This window comes from Paenibacillus sediminis (assembly GCF_017873765.1).
In the GTDB taxonomy this organism is placed as follows: domain Bacteria; phylum Bacillota; class Bacilli; order Paenibacillales; family Paenibacillaceae; genus Paenibacillus_AG; species Paenibacillus_AG sediminis.
Map to the genome: position 1 here is coordinate 1,410,717 of NZ_JAGGKP010000001.1, position 21,295 is coordinate 1,432,011.

Below are 21,295 nucleotides of genomic sequence, written 5' to 3' on the forward strand. Positions count from 1 at the left end.
CCCCGCTACATATTTCTAATATCGAGTATTTCCCCTCCGACCAGATCTTGTGTTAGCAGCTGCAGTACATATTCAGCCACATATTGTGGAGTGTATAAAGCGCCATCATCCTTCATCTTGATGAAACGATCTAAATCTTTGAAGTTGTCTTTTGATGACTTACGGATCTTGCCTTGCATCGCTGTATCGACGACTCCTGGCGCGAAAGAAATGATTTTGACCGGATATTCCTTGTGTTCCTGTTCTAGAGCAACTGTTCTAGTAAACATATCGATACCCGCTTTGGCACTGCAATAGTTACTCCAGCCAAAATACGGCTTCTTGCCGGCTCCAGATGAAATATTAATCACTCTCTTATCCGCTTTCACATGATCCAGATGAGACACAAAAGCCGAAGTAAGCAGCATTGGAGCGGTTAGATTGACCTGAATGTTCTGAATTATTTCCTCGCTATTGCATAGCTCGATCGGTTTCATCGGCGTAACAACACCTGCATTGTTAATGAGTGCAATTGATTCGATATATTCCTTGCTAATTTTGCCAAAAATATTATTCATCAGTGCATCAATACGATCTACGTTAGATAGATCAAAATTGTAATATTCAAGTTCCACCCCTTCTCCTTGCGCCGCTTCCATTAAATCTTTATTCTCACTTCGCGAAATACAGAAGACGTGATTCCCCTTCGATAACAGTTGTCTAGCAATCGCCTCACCAAGACCCTGTGATGTTCCAGTAACTATATAATAATTCATTTTCTTGTGTCCTCCTCTTGCTGCTTATGTATCGTTTGATTGCATTGTTCTAATATATATCGCATATATCCTAAAGCATCTGACTTGCGCTTCATACGGGAAACGTATAGCGATCGCCTCACACCTCTTCTTACATTTATCGATTCTTGAATAATTTTGTGCCAGCGCTCAGGGACAACTGTTAATGCATATTCACCTGCCAGCCGTTTACTCGTAATCTTCCTCTCCCGAAAAGTATAGAACAATCTAGTAATCCCAAGAACTCCCCATTCCATATCTTGCCTACGAAAATAGGCGGAGTACGAATACGGTGACAACACTCTAGATGCTCTATCGATCCAACCCGCCCAGTACGCATTTAAGTTCTCATGCATATTGGCATAGAACAATTCCATATCTACATTCAGATCTAATTGTTCAATTTCAGGCCCAACAAATCGGATTCCATGATGCTTTAACTCATACCAAGTCACTAAATTGAGTTCAAAATAACCTGCTCGGTGCATAACACCGTCCATATAATACGGGAATGGTTGGATCGAATCAGACAATTTCCCCAACTCACTCCAAGTCAAATAAATTCCATTCATATTGGGTTTCTTATGCGTACGCTCAATCTCTTGATGGATGCCTTCTAGGATGACCAAATCTTCTTCATGTAACCTTTCATCGGTAACCGTAATGAAATCAATATCACTAAGCTCTAGTGAATAATCCCCTAATGCGATAGAGCCGTACAAATAGAAACCTTTAATGAGCCCTGGCTTCACTTGATTAACCTTAGACAAATAGGTATCAATTATATGATTAATTCGGGGATGCAAATTGACTTCCATCGCTCTCTCCATCCTTCATATACTGTTATGTTGGTCTAGCGCAACCCAATACTTGCAATGCCCATCGCTTGTCCAGACGGAAGATCAATACCTTTGGATACATGCACGTTACGCTCTACTTGAAAACAGATGAACTCATCAGCGTATAAACTATTTACAAAGCCGTTCTGCCCTCGTCCTATTTCCAAGATCATTTCATATAAATCAGCACATTCTGCTTCCGTTACGTCATTTGCGTTCAGTTCGCGTATCTCAATCATTTCCGTTCACCCTTTTCACATGTATATGAAGTCAGATCTTGTTGTAATCGGATCATATCCCGGCATTGTATACCATTCTCATATATAGGCTCTGAATAATGTCTAATGAAAAAGTCTTGATCTACCCCGCATATTCGAAACCCGCATTTTTGATAAAGAGCCAGTTGACCAATACTTGAATTCCCTGTCCCCACTTCAATCGTGTGATAACCTAATCGTTTGGCAGTTTCGACTGCATGCTGTACAAGCTCTTTGCCATACCCTCTTCCATGCATGGACTCTGCAACAGCAACGTTCACAAGCTCCACCGTCATCGGTCTAGTCGGCAAAAGCAAATACTGTCCCACAGCGGAACCGTCCAGCTCTAATACATAACATAAACTGCGGTCCATATAGCTTTGAACCACTTGCAATTCAGGATCAGCGAGTAGCCAAAGATCAAGCGGCTTCTCTTCTGCTTCTTGTAATTCTCGGATTCGTTTCATGTCATTTCCTCGATTCTACCAAAGCCAGGTTATAACTTCCAATTTGTTATTAATTGTGGTAAAGTTTTTGTAGAAACAGCGTATATCATCATTTATTTCGAATAAACTGATAAAAGACCGCAGATGCGCTTACATCTACAGTCTTGCAACAGATTGCCTTCAAGGGCGATCGGCTATTTAAAGGACAAGAAGTAGACCTCCCTGCTCTTCAAAGCTCAAGGGGGTCTACTTTTTTTTATGGAAGGACAGTAACGCAATCACTAAAATTCCGAAAGCTATCATCAGACTTAGTGCCTCATACACTGTCATGGCATCACCTCCATTCAGGAGATGGGCCAACCACCCTTGAGAGCCTATTCTATTGCGTTCATATCATACCATATATTTACTGTTTTTAGCGAACATATTTTCGCACTTCGCTTTAATCCAAGAAAATCATATGATCTTTCTCACTTCGGTAATAATCCACTCGGTCTTGTAAGTTCCCGGTATGAAATTCGAATTTATGCCCATCTGGGTCGGTAAAATAGATCGATTTCTTATCCCGCAAATCCCGCTCCCTTCCTGGTAAAATGTGAACCCTGAGCCTCATCAGATTTTCTTTGAAAAGATCAAATTCTTCATCACTGACCGAAAATGCAATATGGGTGTACGAATACTGAATTTCATTTCTAGGAATATCTTCTTCCACATTAAGTGCAATCCACATGCCCGCCAAATCGAAATAAGCCAGCTTTCTGCCTTTGACAAGAAGCCTTGCTCCAAACACTTGTTCATAGAACGATATCGATCGCTCTAAATCAGAAACAGAAAAACATATATGATTCATACCTTGAATTTGCACACGAAGCCCCTCTTCTCTTTCACACTAATGTTTTCGCAAACCCTAAAGATCGATGTTCATACCCTGATCTCATGTAAAATTGATGCGCGTCTCTTCGTTCTTCACGGTTTCCACTATTTACTGCGATGGCAATCGCCCCTATGCTCTTGGCCCATTGTTCGCACTCAATCTATAATTTTTTACCTATACCATGACCTGTTCAATCCACTATCCCCTTTCTTATTTAAAACCACAGTTCAGCACAAAAACTTCATCATTTTGCTTAATCATTCCTTCAAAATCATCACTGGAAATCGTGGAATTCTTACCTCGTACAAAAACACCTATACTTGCAGCCTCACCATTTTGAATCGTTATGGATTGTAGAGTACGAGTCACTGTAATCATCATATCACCCCTATTTTGTAACATTTTACTGCTGGTAACATTTCCACCTTCTCTTAACGCTAGTGTCCATATTTCTTGTTTGGAATCAATATCCATAATGCTTAAGTATATTTTTGAAGTTTGAGCTTCGGGTGATACCATCGATTCAAGCTCGGTCATTGTTCCCTTGAATTCCCCATCCTTATAATGGTCTATCCATAACTTCACGGATTGTTTAGCGGCATCATCATGATCAATCGTAAAAATCATTGAATTTAATACGCCAGTAGCTTTTACAATGGCATATTCTTCACCCTTCAAATCTAATGGTTCAATATGAATACCCTTTGGATCTTGGACTCCCTCTTCAATAACCGTTAATTCTTTGCTTTTCGTATCCTCACAACCCGTTATCACAAGAAAAGTAAACAAAAGAATTATTAACTTTTTCATATGCACCTCCCACTTATCGCTCGGCATCTCAACGAAATAAATCAATGAACATCATTAGCAGGAAAAATTCAACGAACAGCACAGCTGCACGACTGAATAGAAAAAACGAGAGCTTTGCTTCCCCGAATTGATCTTTTATATATGTATAACGTGAAAGGAAGTTTGAAGTTACAAATAATGTATTGAAAAACAAAAAATGCCCCTAATAAAGGGACACTTCCTGCTATTTTAAAAACATGTACATCAATCTTGTATTCTTCGCCTCTTTAAAACCGAGTGTTTTGTAAAATTCATAGGCCATGAAATTTCGTTCTGTCACTAAACTTATATTTCTCATCCCTTGGGTCTGCACATCTTCTTTCACAAACTTCATCTCCTGACCCTGATTTATTAGGTTATTATATTTTTTGTCTGCACATCTTCTTTCACAAACTTCATCATAGCCGTGCCGATCCCTTCACCTTGACGGTTCAAGCTGACGCACATTTCATTCAAATAATAAATGTCTCCCCGCCACCAACGTTTTCTATGACCAAGGACAAGGCCAACGATTTGACTGTCATCTTCAGTAACATAACCTTTAAACCCGGGCGTATTAACGATATCCATAATAAAATCTTTCGCTAACTCGTAATCCCATTGATCGTTCCACGGCTCACTATTGAAGACGGAGCAATACAAACGAACTGACTGATGAAGATCCTTCGATCATATTGTCTGACCACCATTTGCAAAACTCCTTATGAGCTTCATAGTCCTTTATATTCATTCTCAAGTATCGACATCATCATCAACGATAAATACTCGCCATTCTTCAGGACGCACTCTCGCTGAGTACCTTCTACTACAAAGCCTTCTGATTCATATAAATACTTTGCTCTTGGATTGTTACTTAGTACATCGAGCCAGAGACGATGCGCCTTCTGCTCCGTAAATGCCCACTGATTAATCTGTTTTAATGCCTCTCTTCCATAGCCTGATTCTTTCTTCGTAATGACGAGCCTTTTTAATTCTATACTTCTGCTTGGTGAATCTAGCCCATTTATGATTATGTAACCAATAGACTCCCCGCTGCTGATTTCTTCAATCACTAGATGTAAAGAATCCTTCTCATTCATCTTGCTATAATGCTGCTCTCTTGGCCATTGGCTTATGAAATTTCTATTTTCAGCATCATTTTCAGCATCAATAATAAAGTCCAAATCTTGTTCAGCAGCGGGTCTAAACCGTAATCTTGACGATTTCATGATCGTATCTTGCATACTCCTACTCCTCTTCCACATAGATATCGGCAAAGAATAACGTGAATACCCTTCACACAGTGTCACTATGGATCGCTTCTCGAATTTGTAAAGACATCATATTAACCCTTTCGTGGTTAGTTTCGATTAACGAGTCTTCTGCTTCCTTAACGTACATTTACGCCAAAGTAATAGGTAACGTCATTTTCTCCCCATTTGGCTGACAGTACGTAAAGGTAGTACCCGTTTTCTTTTGGCAAGCTATAACGGCCCTTCAGAATATTGTATTGCACTTGCTCTCTGGTACCATCTTTATTCTCTAAATATAAGGTGTAATTGTCGGGTATAATCGGAAAATTGATGTTTAATATTTGCTTTGGACGAGCTTCCGAGGCATCGCCTTCTATTATTTTATTAAAAGTTTCTGTATGTGGAGGATCTGAGCAAATGCCACTATTTGAATTCGTACCCGTCCAGCAATATGCACCCATATGATAGGATATACGAGAATCACCTACTGATATGGTAGGTTTAATCGGACTGTCAGGAAGTTCTTTATGCATAATTCCAGTGCAAGCCGTTCCGAATGAAATAACTATTATAAACAGAAGTATACAAGGCATCAGCCTCAACCCGCTCACCTCCACAATAAGAAACAATAGCAAGCCTCACAAGATTAGAACAATTTCATCAAAAACATAACATATTAACTCGCTGTTATCCGTTTATTATTTCTGCAATACGCCGGTTAGCGTCGCCTTTATACAGACCGCCATGATAGCAAATGACTGCTTCGATATCATACTGTGTGAACTTTTTCAACGATTCGATTGCCAATTCCTTATCTAGAGCAAACTGCGGATCTGGCCCCTGAAGCTCATTATCTCGTACAACCATAGCGTCTCCAGCAATAAGCGTCTTGCTTGGTTTGTGGTAGAGACTAATATGACCTGGGGTATGACCTGGAGTGTTGATGACAACAATTCCGCCGCCATACGGCAACTCTTCCCCGTCTGTAATTATTCGGTCCACTCTACCTTTTGGTGGATTTTCAAGTACACTTAAGAATGCTTTGCGCCACTCTGCAGGCACATCAGACGGAATGGAGGCTTCTGCTTTGGCAACTGCTTCTGGCGTTAATCTAAGTATTCTTTTGTCACCCTCGATGTATGGTTTCTCTACTTCATTCGCCAGTACCTCTATTTCTCGAGACGATTCACTTACGATATCAGATAAACTTCCAATATGATCTAAATCTTGGTGAGTAATAATGATTTTACTTAGCTTTCCAAATGGAACATTCGCATTCTCGAACGCTTCACGAAATTTGGGTAGTTGACGGGAATAGCCCGTATCGATCAAGATCGCCATTTCGTTATCCCAAATTAACGTGGGGTGAATAAAACTGACTCTCCCCATCGTTTCAGATGAAATCTCAAGCATTTCTACTCCGTTCGTTACTCGCATTGTTCATTCCTCCATTAATTAAATGTTATTGATACTGCATTGCATATATTAATAACATCGTTCAACAAAGTCAATAAAAATATTTATTATATCATATATTTTAGTGTTTGTCAATATTAAAATTATGTGTGCGGACTAGAGCCTCTACTTCTCTACGATAACGTACATATAATCGCCTTTGATACTCGGATAATCTTTTATTTTTCTCATAATTTCACCTGTTTGTAGATCTTGTGTAAGTTGGTGCAATCCAGTATTGATTTCGGCTGGGTCAGCTAATGAAGTAAATGACGATATTCCGCTGCGCACCTTCTCATTCAAATACATCTCAGGACGAAACTTACCGCTATATAAGAAAAAGTCCTCTAGATTCGGTTCGACCAGAAACGTCTCAAATCCAAGCAGTGTAAACCCTGCATCTTGCAGTGAAATTTTAATCTGATCTTCGGTTGGCATTTGCTGAATAGAATTTCGCATCATATTAGGAAAGTATACATTTAGCCAATAGTGATTCATCTGTTCAGCTGTAGCCGTAAAAATAACTAACCGACTCCCACGTTTAATGACTCGATAAATTTCCTCGAAACTGCTCTTCAAGTCTCTAAAATGATGAATTGCTAAAATACAAGTTGCACCGCTAAAATAATCATTCTCAAACGGAAGATTCTCCACATTCGATTGAACCCAGTCGATAGAATTGGATTTACCCTGTGCTGACTTAAGCATCTCTAGTGAAATGTCTACACCGGTGACGTTAAGCCCAAGTCGTTGTAAAGCTATCGTATAATTGCCTGTCCCGCATGCGATATCTACAATAGGCCGCACATCGAATACTTGTAAATGCTCATATAATCTTCTGGCAATTTCCGGATCAGCTTTACGGGTAATATCATAATTCAGTCCAATTTGATCATAAAGTGGGTTCATATCGAACCTCCGCTTCTTCTATTTCTTTTATTCAGAAACATACCATCTTGGGTCAAAGTCTAGTTTCAGCGCTTTACCTAGTTGGATTCCAAAATCAATAAACCCTCTTCCCCGAGCAGTGATGATATGCCCGTCCTTCACAACTAGATCATTGCTGTAATTATCTTCATTAAACAACCCTAACTCCGTTCGGTGTTCAGGTAACATACCTATAGTATACTTTTTATTTTCTAGTAAACCAGACTTCGCTAATAGGTAAGGGGAGCTTGATATAGCCGCGAACAAAAAATCTTCTTTTTGCGCGCATTTCTGAATAAAATGAATCAGATCCTCATTGCCAAATAGAGTTGATATATCCATACAACCGGGAAATACAATGCTATCTAGTGCAGAGATGTCTGCATCATAAATCGTCGTATCCGTTACACAAGTCAAATCTGACTCGCCTTTAATCGGATCTGACGTGATGCCTATCGTTGTAATGGGCTTACCTCCCTGCTTTAATATGGACAGTGCCACTGTTAATTCATATTCACTAAATAAAGGGTATAGTATGACTCCAGTTACGCCCATTTCTATTCTTCCTCCAAACGTTTATTCCATATTGTACCATAAATAGTTGATGGTTCGAATATTTATTTAAAATGAGTGATTACTCACTTTACAGAAAACGGTAATGTGTGTATATTAGTGAGTGAGTACTCACTAATTAATATCAGGGAGTGAATCCTATGGCTATGGAACAGTGTGTTCGTCTCGAAAATGTCGGGCGGCGCTTTGGAAACACCGAAGTATTGAAAGAAATTACGATGAGTGTACAGCGGTCTGAAATATTCGGGTTGCTCGGTCCATCAGGTGCGGGGAAAACAACGTTGGTCAAAATGATTGCCGGCATTGATACCGCAACCTCGGGTCAAGTGTATGTGCTCGATCAAAAAATGCCAAAGCTAGGTATGTTCAGTAAAATCGGCTACATGGCCCAATCGGATGCTCTGTACATGGAGCTTACCGCTCAAGAAAATTTACAATTCTTCGCATCTCTATATGGCCTTCGCGGAAGTAAAATGCGGCAAAGAATCGAAGCAGTTATGGACATTGTAGGACTTAGTTCTTTTTTGAAAAAGCAAGTATCGACTTACTCTGGCGGGATGAAACGGAGGCTGTCTTTAGCTATTGCTCTGCTTCACGAGCCGGAAATTCTCATTCTTGATGAGCCTACGGTTGGTATTGATCCCGTATTACGCCAGTCGATCTGGAAAGAATTCGAACAGCTCAGCCAAAGCGGTACAGCGATATTAGTAACGACCCACGTTATGGACGAAGCCGACAAGTGCCATCGACTTGGCATGATTCGCGGCGGTAAACTCATTGCTACCGGAACACCTGAGGCGTTGAAGCAAGAAACGGGATCGGAGACGATTGAGCAAGCATTCTTGCATTTCGGAGGTGTTCAAGCATGAGAGTCCGTGCCTTAGTTATACGTATATTGAAGCAGTTTTTCCATGACAAACGAACGCTAGCGCTTATGATCGTCGCCCCGATGATTATATTATGGATGATGTCGCTTGTGTTTAATGGCAGTACTTATGAACCGAAGATAGGTACCGTGAATGTTCCAACAGAACTAAATCAGAAGTTAAAGGATCAAGGTGCAATTGTTACTGTCTATGATGCTAATGCGGCCGAGCAAGCACTTTGGGATGAGAAGATTGATGCGATTATCCGATTTGACAATGGTGCCCCGCAGGTGAAACTAGAAGGCAGCGATCCCTCTAAAAACAAAATGATTCTCCTTCTATTGCAAAAGGTAATGCAGCAGCAAAATCCTGCGGCAGGTCAGGCGCCAGCACTGAACATCACTTACCTGCATGGTTCAGAAAATATGGCTTCATTCGATAATTTCGGTCCTGTGTTAATTGGCTTCTTCTCCTTCTTCTTTGTTTTTCTCATTTCAGGAGTAAGCTTCCTTAGAGAACGTACTGGCGGTACATTAGAGCGATTACTCGCTTCCCCGCTGCGCCGCTGGGAAATCGTCATCGGGTATGTGCTCGGTTACGGCATTTTCACCATGTTCCAAGCCAGCCTAATCGCCTGGTTCGCCATTCATATATTAGGTATTATGATGGCCGGCTCGTTCTGGTACGTTCTGCTCATTACACTCTTACTCTCGATGACTGCATTGACGCTTGGGACATTCCTGTCTTCCTTTGCTAACAACGAACTTCAAATGTTCCAGTTCATTCCGCTTGTTGTCGTGCCGCAAGTATTCTTCTCCGGTCTATTCAGCCTGGATAACGTAGCAGACTGGCTACGCTGGCTTGGGAAGATTGCGCCGCTCAGCTATGGTGCGGATGCACTGAGAGATGTTATGATCCGAGGAAAAGGCTGGTCCGACATCGCCTTCAACGTATATGTGCTGATCGGCATTTCTGTCGCCATTATAATCGCTAATGTGTTTGCGTTGCGAAAGCATAGAAAAATATAGTAAAGTAGCTTGTACAGGAGGTGCAGCCATGTCGGAAATGATGGAGCAGTGGTTAACCGAGCTTCTAAATGTTAACGACAAAGAAGAAGCGAAAATGACGGAAAAACAAATAAAGATTCTTAAAGCAGCAGTCGAAATTTTTTCCGAAAAAGGTTATGCGGCTTCTTCTACAAGTGAAATTGCCCAGAAAGCCGGTGTCGCTGAGGGTACGATTTTCCGCCACTATAAGACAAAAAAAGATCTATTAATATCCATCGTCGCACCAACCGTTTCTAAGTTGATTGCTCCGTTCGTGTTGAAAGATTTTAATAAAGTGCTCGAAGCGCCTTATCCGAAGTATGAGGATTTTTTACGAGCGGTCATTAAAAATCGGATGGAATTCGCAAGAAATAATTTACAAATATTAAAGATATTAATACAAGAAATTCCGTTCCAACCAGATCTAAGAGAAAATTTCAAACAATCGATTGGCAAGCAAGTATTAGAGCGTATCACCAAAGTCGTTGAGCGGTATCAGAAGGAAGGCACGATCATTTCAATCCCTCCTCTATCCGTCATTCGATTGTCAGTATCGACGATCATCGGTTTCTTTTTGGCACGATTTATTTTGTTCCCGGAACTCGATTGGGACGAAGAACTGGAAACAGAATTAACGATTGATTTCATTATGCACGGTCTGTCACCGCGATACGAATAGTCCATACTATAATACAAAATAGCATTACAAAGACTGCCTCCTTCCTATAGTGAACTGCACCCCGTCAAGTAGACAGTACAAAAAATAAAAATCGGTTAAGCGGCCTTGATCCTGAATTCCATGGGACTGAGGCCGTTTAGTTTTGCCTGTAATCGCTCGTTATTGTAAAAACTGATGTAGTCATCAATGTCTTTTTTGAGTTCCTCAAAAGTACTGTATGTATGCAAATAATACCTCTCGCATTTAAGGGTTCCCCAGAAGGCTTCCATTGGACCATTATCAATATACCTGCCAACTCGGGACATGCTCTGGTTCACTTTGCTGGCAAACAACTTTTTGAACCTTAAAGAGGTATACTGAAAACCTCGATCACTATGAAGCATGGGCTTGCTTCCTTGTGCCGCTTGCAAGGCCAATTTCACCGTTTGGAATACAAGACTATTGTTGTTGGAATGCCCTAAAATATAAGAGATAATCGTGTTATCATGAAGATCCAGAATGGCGCTTAAATAAGCCTTCTGACCACTACCGTATTTGAATTCCGTTACATCGGTTACCCATTTCTCATTCGGCGCTTTCGCATGAAAAGATATCTTGAGCAATTTGCACTATCCTTAGCTCAGCATCTTGATAAAATCTATGGCAAATCTTTTGATGAACTTGGGATTGACGTCGGCCTCGATAGCAATCGACAGATTCAACTGTATGAAGTGAATTGGCGTCCCGGGGTCCCGCCTTCTTTTTACTATGAAATCGATGTGGCAAGGAACTTGATTCGTTATGCAATTTATTTAGCTGCACAAAAAAGACGCTGAAATCAAGAACGGGCATGATAAGCTATTATATCTTTGGCAAAAATGAGCATTGAGCACTCAGCCGAAAGTGTCATGCCCGTAGGCATCTTCTCTCGTTTTCTCCAGACCCCACTAGAACGGCGCTGTGGGACAAGCCCGGCGATTTTGCTTGCTTCTGAGCAGTCGTCCTTTGTGATGGGTGCTGAATGCACCGTAAATGGCGGGTCCCTGCGCGCCTATTAAAAATATGAATAAAATCTTGTTGACAATGAGAATGAGAATTATTATCATATGAAATGTCAAATGAGTTCAGGGAGGAAAAACATGTTTAACGTAAGAAAGAGTCTCATCGTATTTATTAGTATTTTTGTGTTGGCAGCAGTCTTATCTGCATGCAGCGGCAAAGGTGAAAATTCTAGCAGCTCCTCTGCAGACAGCAATTCGCAGACAGCTCCATCTACAACAACAGGGGCGGAGCGTACCGTTAAGGATAGTATGGGCCATGATGTGACAATTCCGGCAAATCCGCAGCGTATTATCGCATCCTATTTGGAAGATTATTTAACCGTTCTAGGCATCAAACCCGCGGCACAATGGTCTATTGGAGATACTGTTCAGGATTACCTGCAGCCCGAGCTGAAAGATGTTCCTAAAATTAGCTGGGACCTGCCTCCAGAAGCGGTAGCAAGCTTCAACCCAGATCTAATCATTGTCGGTTCTCCTGCACAAGTGCAGAACGGTCTTTATGATAAATATTCAAAAATTGCACCTACTTATGTTCTAGGAGATGAACTTAGCAAAGATTGGCGCGCTCAGCTTCTTAAAATCGCTGATTTGACGGGTAAAACGGATGTAGCCAAGAAAGCGCTGGAAGACTACGACAAAAAAGTAGCTGATGCTAAACAGAAAGTTCATCAAGCAATCGGCGACCAAACCGCGGCCATCATTTGGGTCATCAACAAACAATTGTACTTATACGAAGAAGATCGCTTCAGTGGAAAAGTATTGTACGGAGATTTGGGTATAAAAGCACCTAAGCTTGTAGCAAGTCTTCCCAAATCTTCAGCAACATGGGATCCAATCACGCTTGAGAAGCTGTCAGAGCTAGATGCAGATCATATTTTCCTTGTCAAAAAATCGGGTCTAGGCGAAGGAAAAGAATTCCTCGACAGCCCAATCTGGAAAGGCATTCCTGCTGTGAAACAAGGTCATGTATACGAAGTAGAAGATTCTGGTTATTGGACTAACAATGGTCTTATTGCCAGCGAGAAAACGATCGACGATGTGCTAAAAGCGCTAGTTAAATAAATTATAGACAAATAAATTATAGAAAGGGAACGGATCATCTATGGATCTGTTCCCTTTTACATGACTCGCGAAAAGATATATACTCCAAATGCTAATAACGTTAGACCAGAGACATAGTTGATCCACTTCATCGTTCAAACCAGAGAACAAGCCTGCAAATGTTAATTTACTTCGCATCGACAATAATGCTCCCGAATAGTTCTCCGCCAAGGTATGCATCGAGCCTCCATAATCCAGCCGATTTGATCTTCATGCTCGTTGGCAGATGCGCATCTGCGCCATTATTCGGTCCACCAAGTTTGGCATTGTATTCCCATACATCTTTTTCATTTGAAGTGCCTGCATCTGATAATAACACAGGATATTTTTTATTTGTTGAAAGCTCTATACCTTCAACCCTGAATGGGGAACGAGATAATTGCTCTGTACTCCCCCAAAAGTGCCACATATACTTATTTCCTACATTAGCTTTAAATCCACTTGGAGCTAAAATGCCTATTTTCCCATCAATGCCGTATAAAGTGAAAGATCCTGCTTTAAAAGTAGGACTAGCTTGAGTATCTTGTCTATCTGTCTTACCACATCCACTACAAAGGAGAATAAATAGCAAAATTACCATTAACAAAAAATATTTTTTCATTAAATGTTCCCCCTTATAAATTCTATTAATCTAGTTTCCTCCCATTCAACCATTTCTAATAGTTTCTCGTATGGATCACCTATAATACCTAATAACTGTCCAAATGCAGGCTCTGTTTTTAACCCTGATTGTTTCAGTCTTCGAATTTGCTCTTTACCTTCTTCACCAATGATCGATAACATTCGGTCTTCAATGACCATATGTTTGTAGCCGTTCTGCTGCAATGTATTGATGGGTTGACCGAATATTTCAATCGGCCAATCTTTATACGTAAAGTTCAATACAATTCGATCAATATGATTTACGGTCTTCACCGAGCATTTGAAGCCTTCCATCGATCCAAAATACTCCGTGACAACTCTCTTGAATCGTTCAAAATAATATACTTCGCAAATAATATCCAAGTCGCTCTTAGGCAGGTCAATATCAATCGGTACAGTTCCTGCAAGAATAGGAGCATACTCTTGTAGAAGATTAAAGATTTGAATTTCTTGCAGTGCAAGATAAGCATCCTTTTGCCTTTGAGTTCCCCGTGACAAGTATTCCAAACCTATAAATGGTGATTTCATCATGAATTTATTTTAAGGAATCAATAGAACTTTCCCTTTACTCCTTCTGTTCTCAACTAACTCATGTGCAGAACTCGCATCTTCTAATGAAAACTTATTGCCAATCACTATGTTTAATGACCCATTTTCTATATATTCAAGCACCTTATCAGCCGTATCACGAAGAAGTTGTGGATGGTGTAATCTAGTTGTTCCTAGACTGAATCCGAGGACAGAACGACAGCTTGAATGTAAATCTTTAGTCTGGATGTTCCCGACTTGTCCACTGGAATTTCCGAAATGGACTAGCCTGCCGTATAATGCCAAGCATTGCAGACTCTGCTCCGTGACTTGACCTGCGATGGAGTCTAATATAACATTTACGCCGCGTCCATCTGTAAATTCGAGAACACGTGTAACAAAATCATCTTTTGCAGTGTTAATGACGTGATCTGCGCCCGCTCGAAGAGCTGTTTCAGCCTTTTCATCATTACTGACGGTCCCGATTATTTGAGATGCGCCCAATATTTTCGCGAGCTGTATAGCTGTAGTTCCAACTCCGCCAGCAGCCGCATGAATGAGCACACTCTCCCCGGGTATGAGCCTTCCTATGTCAGTTAACAATTTATAAGATGTAAACGATACGATCGGAATCGCTGCCGCCATTTCCAAATCAATCTGATCCGGCAATCTATAGGTAAGAATCGAATCTGCAACCACATATTGTGCATAGGAACCGTCTGAAGGAAAAGCGATCACTCGCTGACCAGCTTCAAACTCCCTAACATCAGACCCTACCTGAACAATCGTCCCAGATACGTCCAAACCAGGTATAAAAGGCGGTTGTTTTTGTCCTTTATTCCCATACCGCGCTTTAATATCAGCGAAATTAACACTTGTAGCAGCCACTTTTATTAATATCTGATTTGGTCCTACAACTGGCATCTCCATTTCTCTAAGTTCTAGCACTTCAGGACCGCCAAATCGAGTTACGACAATAGCTCTCATATTGTGATCTCCTTTATTATGTAGTCTCATAATTGTTCAAAAATAAAGACAGCTATTTCGTAGCTGCCTCATTCAACTATCCGGGTTATTCTTCTGCAAACAAATCCGTCGATAGATATCTCTCTCCAGTATCCGGAAGCAATACGACGATTGTTTTGCCGCTATTTTCAGGTCTCTTCGCGATCTGAACTGCCGCAGATACTGCTGCGCCTGAGGAAATTCCGACAAGCAACCCTTCGCTCTTGGCAAGCGTCCGAGCTGTTTCGAAAGCTTCTTCATTTTTCACTTTAACGATCTCGTGGGCGATGTCCCGATTAAAGTTATCTGGCACAAAACCTGCTCCAATACCTTGAATTTTATGAGCACCTTTGGTACCGCCTGAAAGTACAGGTGAATCAAAAGGTTCAACTGCAATGATCTGAACAGAACTTTTTCTCTGCTTTAAAACTTCTCCTACACCCGTAATGGTTCCCCCAGTTCCAACACCGGCAATGAAAATATCTACTTCTCCGTCAGTGTCGCGCCAAATTTCTTCAGCTGTCGTTTTTCTATGGATTTCAGGGTTTGCAGGGTTCTTAAATTGCTGCGGAATAAATGAATTTGGAGTTGCCTGTGCAATCTCCTCCGCTTTCTTGATTGCACCAGACATTCCTTCTGTCGCCGGTGTAAGCACGAGTTCAGCTCCTAAAGCGACAAGTAATTTTCTTCGCTCAATACTAAAGCTCTCAGGAAGAGTGATGATCAGTCTATACCCAAGAGCAGCGGCTGCGAATGCCAAACCAACTCCCGTATTACCGCTAGTCGGCTCAATAATAACCGTATCTTTATTAATAAGACCTTTGTCTTCCGCATCTTTAATCATCGCGTAACCGATTCGATCTTTGACACTGCCCGCAGGGTTGAAGTATTCTAATTTAGCAATTATTTTTGCATGTACATTGTTTTTCTCACTAAAGTTGGATAGTTCCAATAAGGGTGTGTTACCAATGAGTTCTGTAAGGTTTTTTGCAATGTTAGTCATATATTTGCCCCCACTATAAATGAATTCCGATTCGATCAGTCGGCAATTATACTCTAACACCCATGGAAATAAAATACAATATTGCTGTTAAATGCTTTTAAATGTTTAGATAATAATGATAAAACTCCTCATCCTTTACGTACCCGTAACGTTCATAAAGCCGTTGGGCCTGTTCATTAGTGATGGCTGTCGATAATTCTAACCCTTTTGCTTTTATTGATTTCGCATAGCTCTGAGCCTCATCTAACAACATACTTGCAATGCCTTGTTTTCTATATTGTTCGTTTACATACAAATCATTTAGAATGAGTGATCTTCGCATCGATATGGACGAAAAGACTGGATATAGCTGAGTAAATCCAACAATTCGATCCGTATTCTGATCCTTCGCAATGAACACAATCGATTCCAGGTGTTCAAACCGTTCAAAAAGGAACAATCGGGCTTGTTCCAAATTAGGCGTCTGTCCATAAAATACTCGGTAATCATTAAAAATTTCAGCCAGCCCATCTAAATCATCTATCGTTGCTTGTCTCACTTCAAATTGATTAGTCATGTTCATCATCGTTTATAGATCCACCTTCATTGTGATAGAAGTTCCTTCCGCCACTCATTACGATGATCTGCTTCATTGAGAACTACTTTAATCGTAAAGAGTCCGCTAATCTACTGAATTCCTTAAATCTTGTTCCTTGATATGTAAGTTCCCCTTGATCTCCAATTACAATAAGACCAAAATGCTTTGCACTCACATATAGTTCCTTTCGCGTGTGATCCTCAAACTCAAAAGTAATATAGTAATTTGTATTGGCGCTAGAATCGCCAGATCCTCCCCAAACTTCTGTCCTTTTATCAACAACTTTACATTTTTGAGTGATTATTTCGGAAGCATTGTTTGATAACCATATTTTCAATCCTCTAATAATAACAAATAAAAATCCACCAACGACTAAAGTGAAAACGAGTCCTCCGAATATCTTGAAAAACAATGGGATTTCGCTTAAAAAATCCAAAAAACCATTAGGTGCATCAAAATTATTCATTAAATTTCATCTCATCCCTTTCTGGCGTTCACGAGAACATTCGGCTATATGTATATCAACGAATCAAATCACCATTGGGTTACAGTAACTTTAGATTATTTCCATAATCTGATAACTCGCTTTAACTCTAATCCTTCAAAATACAATTGATAAATATCTGGCATAGAGGTTGATTCCCAGAAACTGAACCCATAATTTTTATCAAAATAGTTCAACATCAATGACATAATATCACCGTGAGTACCTATAACTATTCGCTTATCATCGTGCTCCTCTAGTATTTTTTCTACAACTTTAACTGCTCGTCTCTGAGCCTGTTCACTAGATTCTCCGTTAGTAAATGAAAATCGAAAATCTTCGTACACTTTTCTTTTTGCTTCTTTAAAATGACATTTGGAGAAATCTCCTATTTCTCTTTCTCTCAAATCCTCTTCGATTATGATTTCCTTGGACAGTTCATTCGCTAGAACCATTATTGTGTTAATTGTTCTTGAGTAAGGACTTGAATAGAACAAGTCAATACCTTCATTAATTAACAGTTCTTTAACGACTATGGCATCTAGCTTCCCATTATCCGTTAATCCTCTAGACCGTTCGGCTCCTTCGACATAAAGCGATTCAGCATGTCTTATAAAGTAAATAAAGTTCTTATTTTTCGTCATCCCTCACAATATACTCCATTCTTGTACTTCTGATGTTCATACCTAATTGTGTGTAGAACGTTGTCGCTTCTATATTAAAATTGGCTACTGACAAATCTATGCTGTCTGCCTTCAATTCTTTTCCAATATCTATAATGTATTGAAAAAGCCTCTTTCCAATTCCTTGTCTTCGAACAGCTTTATCAACGGCAATTTCATTCATAAATAACATTTTTCTTTCTTGCAGGATGGGACTGTTAAAGATCGATACAATTCTTAGGATTGCATAAGCACAAATCTTACCAGTGTGAGCATTTTCCGCAACAAAAATGAGATGATCTTCACTTTTTAGCATCTCTTTAAAAGCAGTTATTTCAATCGGCGTATCTGTATGTTTATATATGTCAGGCCTAGCATTGGCATGCATTTCCTGAATTTGCTTCACCAAATCTAAAACTGCCGCAAAATCTTCATAAACCGCGTTTCTAATGGATATATCCATGCCAGGTCTCCCCATTGTTACGAGTGATTAAATAAGGTCTGTTCCAATACCTTTATTCCAATATTCTGTTTCACCAATAAATTGATCCATTCCATATATGTTCCCACCGTAATCCTCATTATGTGGTCGATCTCGGCCTTCAAGCCCACTAGCTGGATTATCCATGGTCCACTTTACTCTCCTGCCCTTTTCTCAATAATTAGTGATTTTATTTATTCGTAATATTAATTCTGTTCTGCAGGACATACAAATTCACGGATAACATCAGCGTACAAGTCAGGTTCTTCAAATCTTGGAAAATGTCCGCTATGATTTAATATTGATACTTTCCTATTCATTTGGCCATTCGAAAATACTGAAATTTGGTCTTCACTCGCAACCCAGTCATATTTTCCTTTTATTAAGAACATCGGACATTGGATAGACTCTAGACGTTCAAGAACAGATTCAAAAACTTTACCTTCCTGGAATAGCTTTCTTTGGTGAGTACCCGATCTTCCCCATTGTTCATTTGGTATTCCTGAATTCCTTACGATTTCATTAAAAAATTGCTTATTCTCACCGTGAACGTATAAGTTGTCTCGATGCTCTCCCAAATTATTCGTTAAGTCCGTAAATACACTCCATAATGCGGCCGAATCTTTAATTTCCGCTGCTCTTAAGCATTCATCAGCATCTCTATATTTGCCAAGCCTCTTATATTCGTTAGCTGCACCTAGTAAAAGTGAACGTGAGGAACTTCCCAAATCAAATGTTGGACACTCAAAAATAATCTGTGTAATCTTGTCTGGATGTTGCAATTGATAATGCGCTGCTAAATATCCGCCAAATGAATGAGCGATTAACCCCCATTCTTTCAACTCAAAATACTCACGTATAAACTCACAATCGTCAATTAATTGCTGAAATGTAAAATGGTCTTCGTCATTTATTATGTCAGACCTAAGTACACCACTTTGATCGATTGCAATAATTCTCATAAACGGTGACAACCGTTTGGCTTGAAGCAGCATAAAATCATAGGATCCTGTCCCAGGACCACCATGCAAATACAAATAAACCGGTAAATTCTCTTCTCCAACTATTTCATAATAAATTTTGTGATCTTGTATCGATATGAATCCACTCATGGAAATCATTCCTCTCAAGTTCTCTAGAGCTTTTTACCTTTCATAAATAAAAACAGAGGAATTCTCATTCTCCGTTTATAAGTTTCCTCATTATGAAAATGTTCTTCTCGCGGTCTCGACTCTTTCAAACTTTCAATGATGAACCTACTCTGCTGCATAGCCGTAAAATAATCTTCGATCGTCCTATGGTATTTCGTGACGGTACCCCCAAGCCATTCTTGCTTACGCGCTCCATTGTGGAAATAATGATCGACAACCCAATCTTGTTTCCATCCTTCAGTCTTGGTATTCCCATAAGAAGATGTCAGAACTGGATGCTCTACTGAGAAAATAAATGATCCCCCAGGTAATAGTGATCTATACACTTGTTCAAAAAGAACTCCAATATCATTGATGTAATGGATGGCCAGCCTTGAAATGACCATGTTATAACAAGCATTAGGATATTCCCATTCCTCCATAGTCGTATGTATAACTGTGCCATTGGAACGGTTCATCACTTCCTTCGATAACTCAACCATATTTCTAGAGCCTTCAATTCCGGTATATGAGCGAGCACCAGAATCTAATAATTCATTACCAAATGATGCAGTTCCACATCCTAAATCCAAAATATGATAATCTGTTACATCAGCAACGAGGTCCATAAATATCGGTTTTTCGATCGTATCATTTGCATTCTCGTTCCATTTTCTTCTTTCCATGTAATTATTAAAGACATGTTCCTGATCGTAAAACTGGGATCCTCGATCCATCGTAACGCACCTCTTTAAAGGGAGAATATAAGAAAAGATTTAGAACCAGTTATAAATCTGTTTTTCCTGGTTTCCAGCCTGTCTGCTGACTCCATTTACTTGCCTTTCTCATGATTTCCCATATTATGGGTTCCTTCTCTAGCACATAATGTTCACGATCATCGCTGTATAATTCCAACCATTTATATTTCGTCTCAGCGTACTCCTTACAAAACGATAATGATTGGATCCGCCATTTAAGTTTCCTTTCAGAACTGCTGTTAAAGTTTTCTTCCGATATACAATAGGTGAGATGACGTTCCTAATATATAAGGACTTCCCGCAGCATCTATAATGATCTGCATCACTCTTTGAAATTCCTCATCTCCCCTGTGCCGCCAATAATCCCATTGTTCTCGGTTCATGGCACCTGCGATACTTTCTGAGCCAATAAGCTTAACGCTTTCAAATCCATGCGACTCCATAAACGTTTTAATGTGTTCAATGTCGAAATAATATGCCCCAGTGAATCTTCCATCATCACTATGATTGAATATTCCTGATTCTAGAAAGTCGGATATTCCTTCAATAGTATGATTTGGTTTCCAATGCTCCGGGAACATTAGAGATGTCGTTAAATGCCGTATTCTTGACATGAAAGCGACAAAGACAAGTCCGCCTTTCTTAGTAACCCTCCCTAATTCTTTAACTGCCTGTATACGATCTTCTTCAGATTGCAGATGATACATTGGCCCAAGCATCAAGGAAGCATCGAACTGCTCGTCTGTAAACTTGCTCAAATCCCTCGCATCCAAGTAATAAAATCCGTCAAACTGCCTCTCTAGATGTTGTTCTATTGCTTTTTCCTTGGCTATTTCTACGAGTCTTGGCGTCAAATCGGTTAATGTTACATGATGACCTAATTTAGCTAATTCAATGGCGTACTTTCCTGGGCCGGCTCCGTTATCTAATATTTGAGCTTTAGCAGGAAGATTGCTTTTAATATAGTGGCAATTTACAAGAAATTCGATAGGCTCACGATCAAGACGTCCCCATTCATCAAACGTATTGTAGTATTCTATAACCTTCTCCACATACAGAACCTCACCT

Annotated in this window: 32 protein-coding genes; 5 read left to right on the plus strand and 27 right to left on the minus strand. The window is 40.0% G+C overall.

Going from position 1 to position 21,295, the window contains the following annotated elements; translation table 11 throughout:
• Positions 1 to 5: 5 nt before the first annotated feature.
• The 14 genes from J2Z20_RS06885 to J2Z20_RS06945 all read right to left on the minus strand — a co-directional run bounded on the left by J2Z20_RS06885 (position 6) and on the right by J2Z20_RS06945 (position 8,207).
• Positions 6 to 755 carry a (S)-benzoin forming benzil reductase gene (locus J2Z20_RS06885; protein ID WP_209846926.1) on the minus strand — a complete coding sequence of 250 codons (750 nt, stop codon included), beginning with the start codon at positions 753 to 755 and terminating at the stop codon, positions 6 to 8.
• Positions 752 to 1,591 carry an aminoglycoside adenylyltransferase domain-containing protein gene (locus J2Z20_RS06890; protein WP_209846929.1) on the minus strand — a complete coding sequence of 280 codons (840 nt, stop codon included), beginning with the start codon at positions 1,589 to 1,591 and terminating at the stop codon, positions 752 to 754. Before J2Z20_RS06890 ends, J2Z20_RS06885 begins: the two co-directional genes overlap by 4 nt.
• Before the next feature lie 35 nt (positions 1,592 to 1,626).
• Entirely contained in the window at positions 1,627 to 1,851 is a 225-nt protein-coding gene (locus tag J2Z20_RS06895; RefSeq protein ID WP_209846932.1) for a hypothetical protein, read from the minus strand.
• On the minus strand, positions 1,848 to 2,336 hold the full coding sequence (locus J2Z20_RS06900; RefSeq protein WP_209846935.1) for a GNAT family N-acetyltransferase: 489 nt from the start codon (positions 2,334 to 2,336) through the stop codon (positions 1,848 to 1,850). The genes J2Z20_RS06895 and J2Z20_RS06900 overlap by 4 nt, the downstream gene beginning before the upstream one ends.
• A 225-nt stretch (positions 2,337 to 2,561) precedes the next feature.
• The gene (locus tag J2Z20_RS18335) at positions 2,562 to 2,645 is read right to left on the minus strand and encodes a putative holin-like toxin (RefSeq protein WP_415640005.1); all 84 of its coding nucleotides are present in this window, start codon (positions 2,643 to 2,645) and stop codon (positions 2,562 to 2,564) included.
• A 112-nt stretch (positions 2,646 to 2,757) separates the two neighbouring features.
• Positions 2,758 to 3,165 (minus strand): metallothiol transferase FosB, encoded by a 408-nt coding sequence (fosB, locus tag J2Z20_RS06905; RefSeq protein WP_245252063.1) that lies wholly within the window; start codon positions 3,163 to 3,165, stop codon positions 2,758 to 2,760.
• Between the two features lie 234 nt (positions 3,166 to 3,399).
• On the minus strand, positions 3,400 to 3,999 hold the full coding sequence (locus J2Z20_RS06910; RefSeq protein WP_209846941.1) for a hypothetical protein: 600 nt from the start codon (positions 3,997 to 3,999) through the stop codon (positions 3,400 to 3,402).
• Between the two features lie 223 nt (positions 4,000 to 4,222).
• Entirely contained in the window at positions 4,223 to 4,363 is a 141-nt protein-coding gene (locus J2Z20_RS06915) for a hypothetical protein (RefSeq protein WP_209846955.1), read from the minus strand.
• 26 nt (positions 4,364 to 4,389) lie between these two features.
• Positions 4,390 to 4,680: a GNAT family N-acetyltransferase gene (locus tag J2Z20_RS06920; RefSeq protein ID WP_209846958.1), complete on the minus strand. Its 291-nt coding sequence runs from the start codon at positions 4,678 to 4,680 to the stop codon at positions 4,390 to 4,392.
• 68 nt (positions 4,681 to 4,748) lie between these two features.
• Positions 4,749 to 5,261 carry a GNAT family N-acetyltransferase gene (locus tag J2Z20_RS06925; RefSeq protein WP_209846961.1) on the minus strand — a complete coding sequence of 171 codons (513 nt, stop codon included), beginning with the start codon at positions 5,259 to 5,261 and terminating at the stop codon, positions 4,749 to 4,751.
• A 146-nt stretch (positions 5,262 to 5,407) separates the two neighbouring features.
• On the minus strand, positions 5,408 to 5,872 hold the full coding sequence (locus J2Z20_RS06930) for a hypothetical protein (protein WP_209846964.1): 465 nt from the start codon (positions 5,870 to 5,872) through the stop codon (positions 5,408 to 5,410).
• 85 nt (positions 5,873 to 5,957) lie between these two features.
• Positions 5,958 to 6,707, minus strand: a complete 750-nt coding sequence (locus J2Z20_RS06935) for an MBL fold metallo-hydrolase (protein WP_209846966.1) — start codon at positions 6,705 to 6,707, stop codon at positions 5,958 to 5,960.
• Positions 6,708 to 6,851: 144 nt separating this feature from the next.
• Positions 6,852 to 7,634, minus strand: a complete 783-nt coding sequence (locus J2Z20_RS06940; protein ID WP_209846968.1) for a class I SAM-dependent methyltransferase — start codon at positions 7,632 to 7,634, stop codon at positions 6,852 to 6,854.
• Positions 7,635 to 7,661: 27 nt separating this feature from the next.
• On the minus strand, positions 7,662 to 8,207 hold the full coding sequence (locus J2Z20_RS06945; RefSeq protein WP_209846970.1) for a DJ-1/PfpI family protein: 546 nt from the start codon (positions 8,205 to 8,207) through the stop codon (positions 7,662 to 7,664).
• A gap of 158 nt (positions 8,208 to 8,365) precedes the next feature.
• On the opposite strand from J2Z20_RS06945, the gene J2Z20_RS06950 reads away from it, so the two are divergent.
• From J2Z20_RS06950 to J2Z20_RS06960, 3 genes are read left to right on the plus strand one after another with little or no spacing between them, the layout of a single operon-like run.
• Positions 8,366 to 9,094 carry an ABC transporter ATP-binding protein gene (locus tag J2Z20_RS06950; RefSeq protein ID WP_209846973.1) on the plus strand — a complete coding sequence of 243 codons (729 nt, stop codon included), beginning with the start codon at positions 8,366 to 8,368 and terminating at the stop codon, positions 9,092 to 9,094.
• The gene (locus J2Z20_RS06955) at positions 9,091 to 10,119 is read left to right on the plus strand and encodes an ABC transporter permease (RefSeq protein WP_209846975.1); all 1,029 of its coding nucleotides are present in this window, start codon (positions 9,091 to 9,093) and stop codon (positions 10,117 to 10,119) included. Before J2Z20_RS06950 ends, J2Z20_RS06955 begins: the two co-directional genes overlap by 4 nt.
• A 28-nt stretch (positions 10,120 to 10,147) precedes the next feature.
• A complete protein-coding gene (locus J2Z20_RS06960; RefSeq protein WP_209846977.1) occupies positions 10,148 to 10,816 on the plus strand; it encodes a TetR/AcrR family transcriptional regulator in 669 nt (222 codons plus the stop codon).
• A gap of 95 nt (positions 10,817 to 10,911) precedes the next feature.
• Here the strand turns inward: J2Z20_RS06960 and J2Z20_RS06965 are convergent, their stop codons facing one another.
• Positions 10,912 to 11,418 (minus strand): IS3 family transposase, encoded by a 507-nt coding sequence (locus J2Z20_RS06965; RefSeq protein WP_209846979.1) that lies wholly within the window; start codon positions 11,416 to 11,418, stop codon positions 10,912 to 10,914.
• Between J2Z20_RS06965 and J2Z20_RS18235 the strand changes: the two genes are divergently transcribed.
• On the plus strand, positions 11,398 to 11,631 hold the full coding sequence (locus J2Z20_RS18235) for a YheC/YheD family protein (protein WP_342454273.1): 234 nt from the start codon (positions 11,398 to 11,400) through the stop codon (positions 11,629 to 11,631). The genes J2Z20_RS06965 and J2Z20_RS18235 overlap by 21 nt on opposite strands.
• Positions 11,632 to 11,934: 303 nt before the next feature.
• Complete coding sequence (locus tag J2Z20_RS06970; RefSeq protein ID WP_209846983.1) at positions 11,935 to 12,918, plus strand: iron-hydroxamate ABC transporter substrate-binding protein; 984 nt, start codon at positions 11,935 to 11,937, stop codon at positions 12,916 to 12,918.
• Positions 12,919 to 13,084: 166 nt separating this feature from the next.
• Here J2Z20_RS06970 and J2Z20_RS06975 read toward each other — a convergent pair whose 3' ends face one another.
• The 12 genes from J2Z20_RS06975 to J2Z20_RS07030 all read right to left on the minus strand — a co-directional run bounded on the left by J2Z20_RS06975 (position 13,085) and on the right by J2Z20_RS07030 (position 21,279).
• Positions 13,085 to 13,558: a DUF4871 domain-containing protein gene (locus J2Z20_RS06975; RefSeq protein WP_209846986.1), complete on the minus strand. Its 474-nt coding sequence runs from the start codon at positions 13,556 to 13,558 to the stop codon at positions 13,085 to 13,087.
• Positions 13,558 to 14,097, minus strand: coding sequence for a DUF4269 domain-containing protein (locus J2Z20_RS06980; protein WP_245251897.1), 540 nt, complete (start codon positions 14,095 to 14,097; stop codon positions 13,558 to 13,560). The genes J2Z20_RS06975 and J2Z20_RS06980 overlap by 1 nt, the downstream gene beginning before the upstream one ends.
• Positions 14,098 to 14,139: 42 nt before the next feature.
• A complete protein-coding gene (locus tag J2Z20_RS06985; protein ID WP_209846992.1) occupies positions 14,140 to 15,114 on the minus strand; it encodes a quinone oxidoreductase family protein in 975 nt (324 codons plus the stop codon).
• An 85-nt stretch (positions 15,115 to 15,199) separates the two neighbouring features.
• Positions 15,200 to 16,135, minus strand: a complete 936-nt coding sequence (gene cysK, locus J2Z20_RS06990; protein WP_209846996.1) for a cysteine synthase A — start codon at positions 16,133 to 16,135, stop codon at positions 15,200 to 15,202.
• A gap of 97 nt (positions 16,136 to 16,232) precedes the next feature.
• Positions 16,233 to 16,700, minus strand: a complete 468-nt coding sequence (locus tag J2Z20_RS06995) for a GNAT family N-acetyltransferase (protein WP_342454274.1) — start codon at positions 16,698 to 16,700, stop codon at positions 16,233 to 16,235.
• Positions 16,701 to 16,773: 73 nt separating this feature from the next.
• Positions 16,774 to 17,178, minus strand: coding sequence for a DUF2500 domain-containing protein (locus tag J2Z20_RS07000; protein WP_209846999.1), 405 nt, complete (start codon positions 17,176 to 17,178; stop codon positions 16,774 to 16,776).
• 95 nt (positions 17,179 to 17,273) lie between these two features.
• On the minus strand, positions 17,274 to 17,840 hold the full coding sequence (locus tag J2Z20_RS07005; RefSeq protein WP_209847002.1) for a histidine phosphatase family protein: 567 nt from the start codon (positions 17,838 to 17,840) through the stop codon (positions 17,274 to 17,276).
• The gene (locus J2Z20_RS07010) at positions 17,827 to 18,321 is read right to left on the minus strand and encodes a GNAT family N-acetyltransferase (protein WP_209847005.1); all 495 of its coding nucleotides are present in this window, start codon (positions 18,319 to 18,321) and stop codon (positions 17,827 to 17,829) included. Before J2Z20_RS07010 ends, J2Z20_RS07005 begins: the two co-directional genes overlap by 14 nt.
• 27 nt (positions 18,322 to 18,348) lie before the next feature.
• Positions 18,349 to 18,486: a hypothetical protein gene (locus J2Z20_RS17940; protein WP_245251899.1), complete on the minus strand. Its 138-nt coding sequence runs from the start codon at positions 18,484 to 18,486 to the stop codon at positions 18,349 to 18,351.
• Between the two features lie 59 nt (positions 18,487 to 18,545).
• The gene (locus J2Z20_RS07020) at positions 18,546 to 19,451 is read right to left on the minus strand and encodes an alpha/beta fold hydrolase (protein ID WP_209847008.1); all 906 of its coding nucleotides are present in this window, start codon (positions 19,449 to 19,451) and stop codon (positions 18,546 to 18,548) included.
• 23 nt (positions 19,452 to 19,474) lie between these two features.
• Positions 19,475 to 20,206 carry a class I SAM-dependent DNA methyltransferase gene (locus J2Z20_RS07025; protein WP_245251901.1) on the minus strand — a complete coding sequence of 244 codons (732 nt, stop codon included), beginning with the start codon at positions 20,204 to 20,206 and terminating at the stop codon, positions 19,475 to 19,477.
• 260 nt (positions 20,207 to 20,466) lie between these two features.
• Positions 20,467 to 21,279: a class I SAM-dependent methyltransferase gene (locus J2Z20_RS07030; protein ID WP_209847011.1), complete on the minus strand. Its 813-nt coding sequence runs from the start codon at positions 21,277 to 21,279 to the stop codon at positions 20,467 to 20,469.
• Positions 21,280 to 21,295: the final 16 nt, after the last annotated feature.

What these genes read in the sequence shown, in the direction of transcription:
- J2Z20_RS06885 (WP_209846926.1), bottom strand. Translation starts at nt 755, where the DNA reads ATGAATTATTATATAGTTACTGGAACATCACAGGGTCTTGGTGAGGCG.
- J2Z20_RS06890 (WP_209846929.1), bottom strand. Translation starts at nt 1,591, where the DNA reads ATGGAAGTCAATTTGCATCCCCGAATTAATCATATAATTGATACCTAT.
- J2Z20_RS06895 (WP_209846932.1), bottom strand. Translation starts at nt 1,851, where the DNA reads ATGATTGAGATACGCGAACTGAACGCAAATGACGTAACGGAAGCAGAA.
- J2Z20_RS06900 (WP_209846935.1), bottom strand. Translation starts at nt 2,336, where the DNA reads ATGAAACGAATCCGAGAATTACAAGAAGCAGAAGAGAAGCCGCTTGAT.
- J2Z20_RS18335 (WP_415640005.1), bottom strand. Translation starts at nt 2,645, where the DNA reads ATGACAGTGTATGAGGCACTAAGTCTGATGATAGCTTTCGGAATTTTA.
- fosB (WP_245252063.1), bottom strand. Translation starts at nt 3,165, where the DNA reads ATGAATCATATATGTTTTTCTGTTTCTGATTTAGAGCGATCGATATCG.
- J2Z20_RS06910 (WP_209846941.1), bottom strand. Translation starts at nt 3,999, where the DNA reads ATGAAAAAGTTAATAATTCTTTTGTTTACTTTTCTTGTGATAACGGGT.
- J2Z20_RS06925 (WP_209846961.1), bottom strand. Translation starts at nt 5,261, where the DNA reads ATGCAAGATACGATCATGAAATCGTCAAGATTACGGTTTAGACCCGCT.
- J2Z20_RS06935 (WP_209846966.1), bottom strand. Translation starts at nt 6,707, where the DNA reads ATGCGAGTAACGAACGGAGTAGAAATGCTTGAGATTTCATCTGAAACG.
- J2Z20_RS06940 (WP_209846968.1), bottom strand. Translation starts at nt 7,634, where the DNA reads ATGAACCCACTTTATGATCAAATTGGACTGAATTATGATATTACCCGT.
- J2Z20_RS06945 (WP_209846970.1), bottom strand. Translation starts at nt 8,207, where the DNA reads ATGGGCGTAACTGGAGTCATACTATACCCTTTATTTAGTGAATATGAA.
- J2Z20_RS06950 (WP_209846973.1), top strand. Translation starts at nt 8,366, where the DNA reads ATGGCTATGGAACAGTGTGTTCGTCTCGAAAATGTCGGGCGGCGCTTT.
- J2Z20_RS06955 (WP_209846975.1), top strand. Translation starts at nt 9,091, where the DNA reads ATGAGAGTCCGTGCCTTAGTTATACGTATATTGAAGCAGTTTTTCCAT.
- J2Z20_RS06960 (WP_209846977.1), top strand. Translation starts at nt 10,148, where the DNA reads ATGTCGGAAATGATGGAGCAGTGGTTAACCGAGCTTCTAAATGTTAAC.
- J2Z20_RS18235 (WP_342454273.1), top strand. Translation starts at nt 11,398, where the DNA reads ATGAAAAGATATCTTGAGCAATTTGCACTATCCTTAGCTCAGCATCTT.
- J2Z20_RS06970 (WP_209846983.1), top strand. Translation starts at nt 11,935, where the DNA reads ATGTTTAACGTAAGAAAGAGTCTCATCGTATTTATTAGTATTTTTGTG.
- J2Z20_RS06975 (WP_209846986.1), bottom strand. Translation starts at nt 13,558, where the DNA reads ATGAAAAAATATTTTTTGTTAATGGTAATTTTGCTATTTATTCTCCTT.
- J2Z20_RS06985 (WP_209846992.1), bottom strand. Translation starts at nt 15,114, where the DNA reads ATGAGAGCTATTGTCGTAACTCGATTTGGCGGTCCTGAAGTGCTAGAA.
- cysK (WP_209846996.1), bottom strand. Translation starts at nt 16,135, where the DNA reads ATGACTAACATTGCAAAAAACCTTACAGAACTCATTGGTAACACACCC.
- J2Z20_RS06995 (WP_342454274.1), bottom strand. Translation starts at nt 16,700, where the DNA reads ATGATGAACATGACTAATCAATTTGAAGTGAGACAAGCAACGATAGAT.
- J2Z20_RS07000 (WP_209846999.1), bottom strand. Translation starts at nt 17,178, where the DNA reads ATGAATAATTTTGATGCACCTAATGGTTTTTTGGATTTTTTAAGCGAA.
- J2Z20_RS07005 (WP_209847002.1), bottom strand. Translation starts at nt 17,840, where the DNA reads ATGACGAAAAATAAGAACTTTATTTACTTTATAAGACATGCTGAATCG.
- J2Z20_RS07010 (WP_209847005.1), bottom strand. Translation starts at nt 18,321, where the DNA reads ATGGATATATCCATTAGAAACGCGGTTTATGAAGATTTTGCGGCAGTT.
- J2Z20_RS17940 (WP_245251899.1), bottom strand. Translation starts at nt 18,486, where the DNA reads ATGGATAATCCAGCTAGTGGGCTTGAAGGCCGAGATCGACCACATAAT.
- J2Z20_RS07020 (WP_209847008.1), bottom strand. Translation starts at nt 19,451, where the DNA reads ATGAGTGGATTCATATCGATACAAGATCACAAAATTTATTATGAAATA.
- J2Z20_RS07025 (WP_245251901.1), bottom strand. Translation starts at nt 20,206, where the DNA reads ATGGATCGAGGATCCCAGTTTTACGATCAGGAACATGTCTTTAATAAT.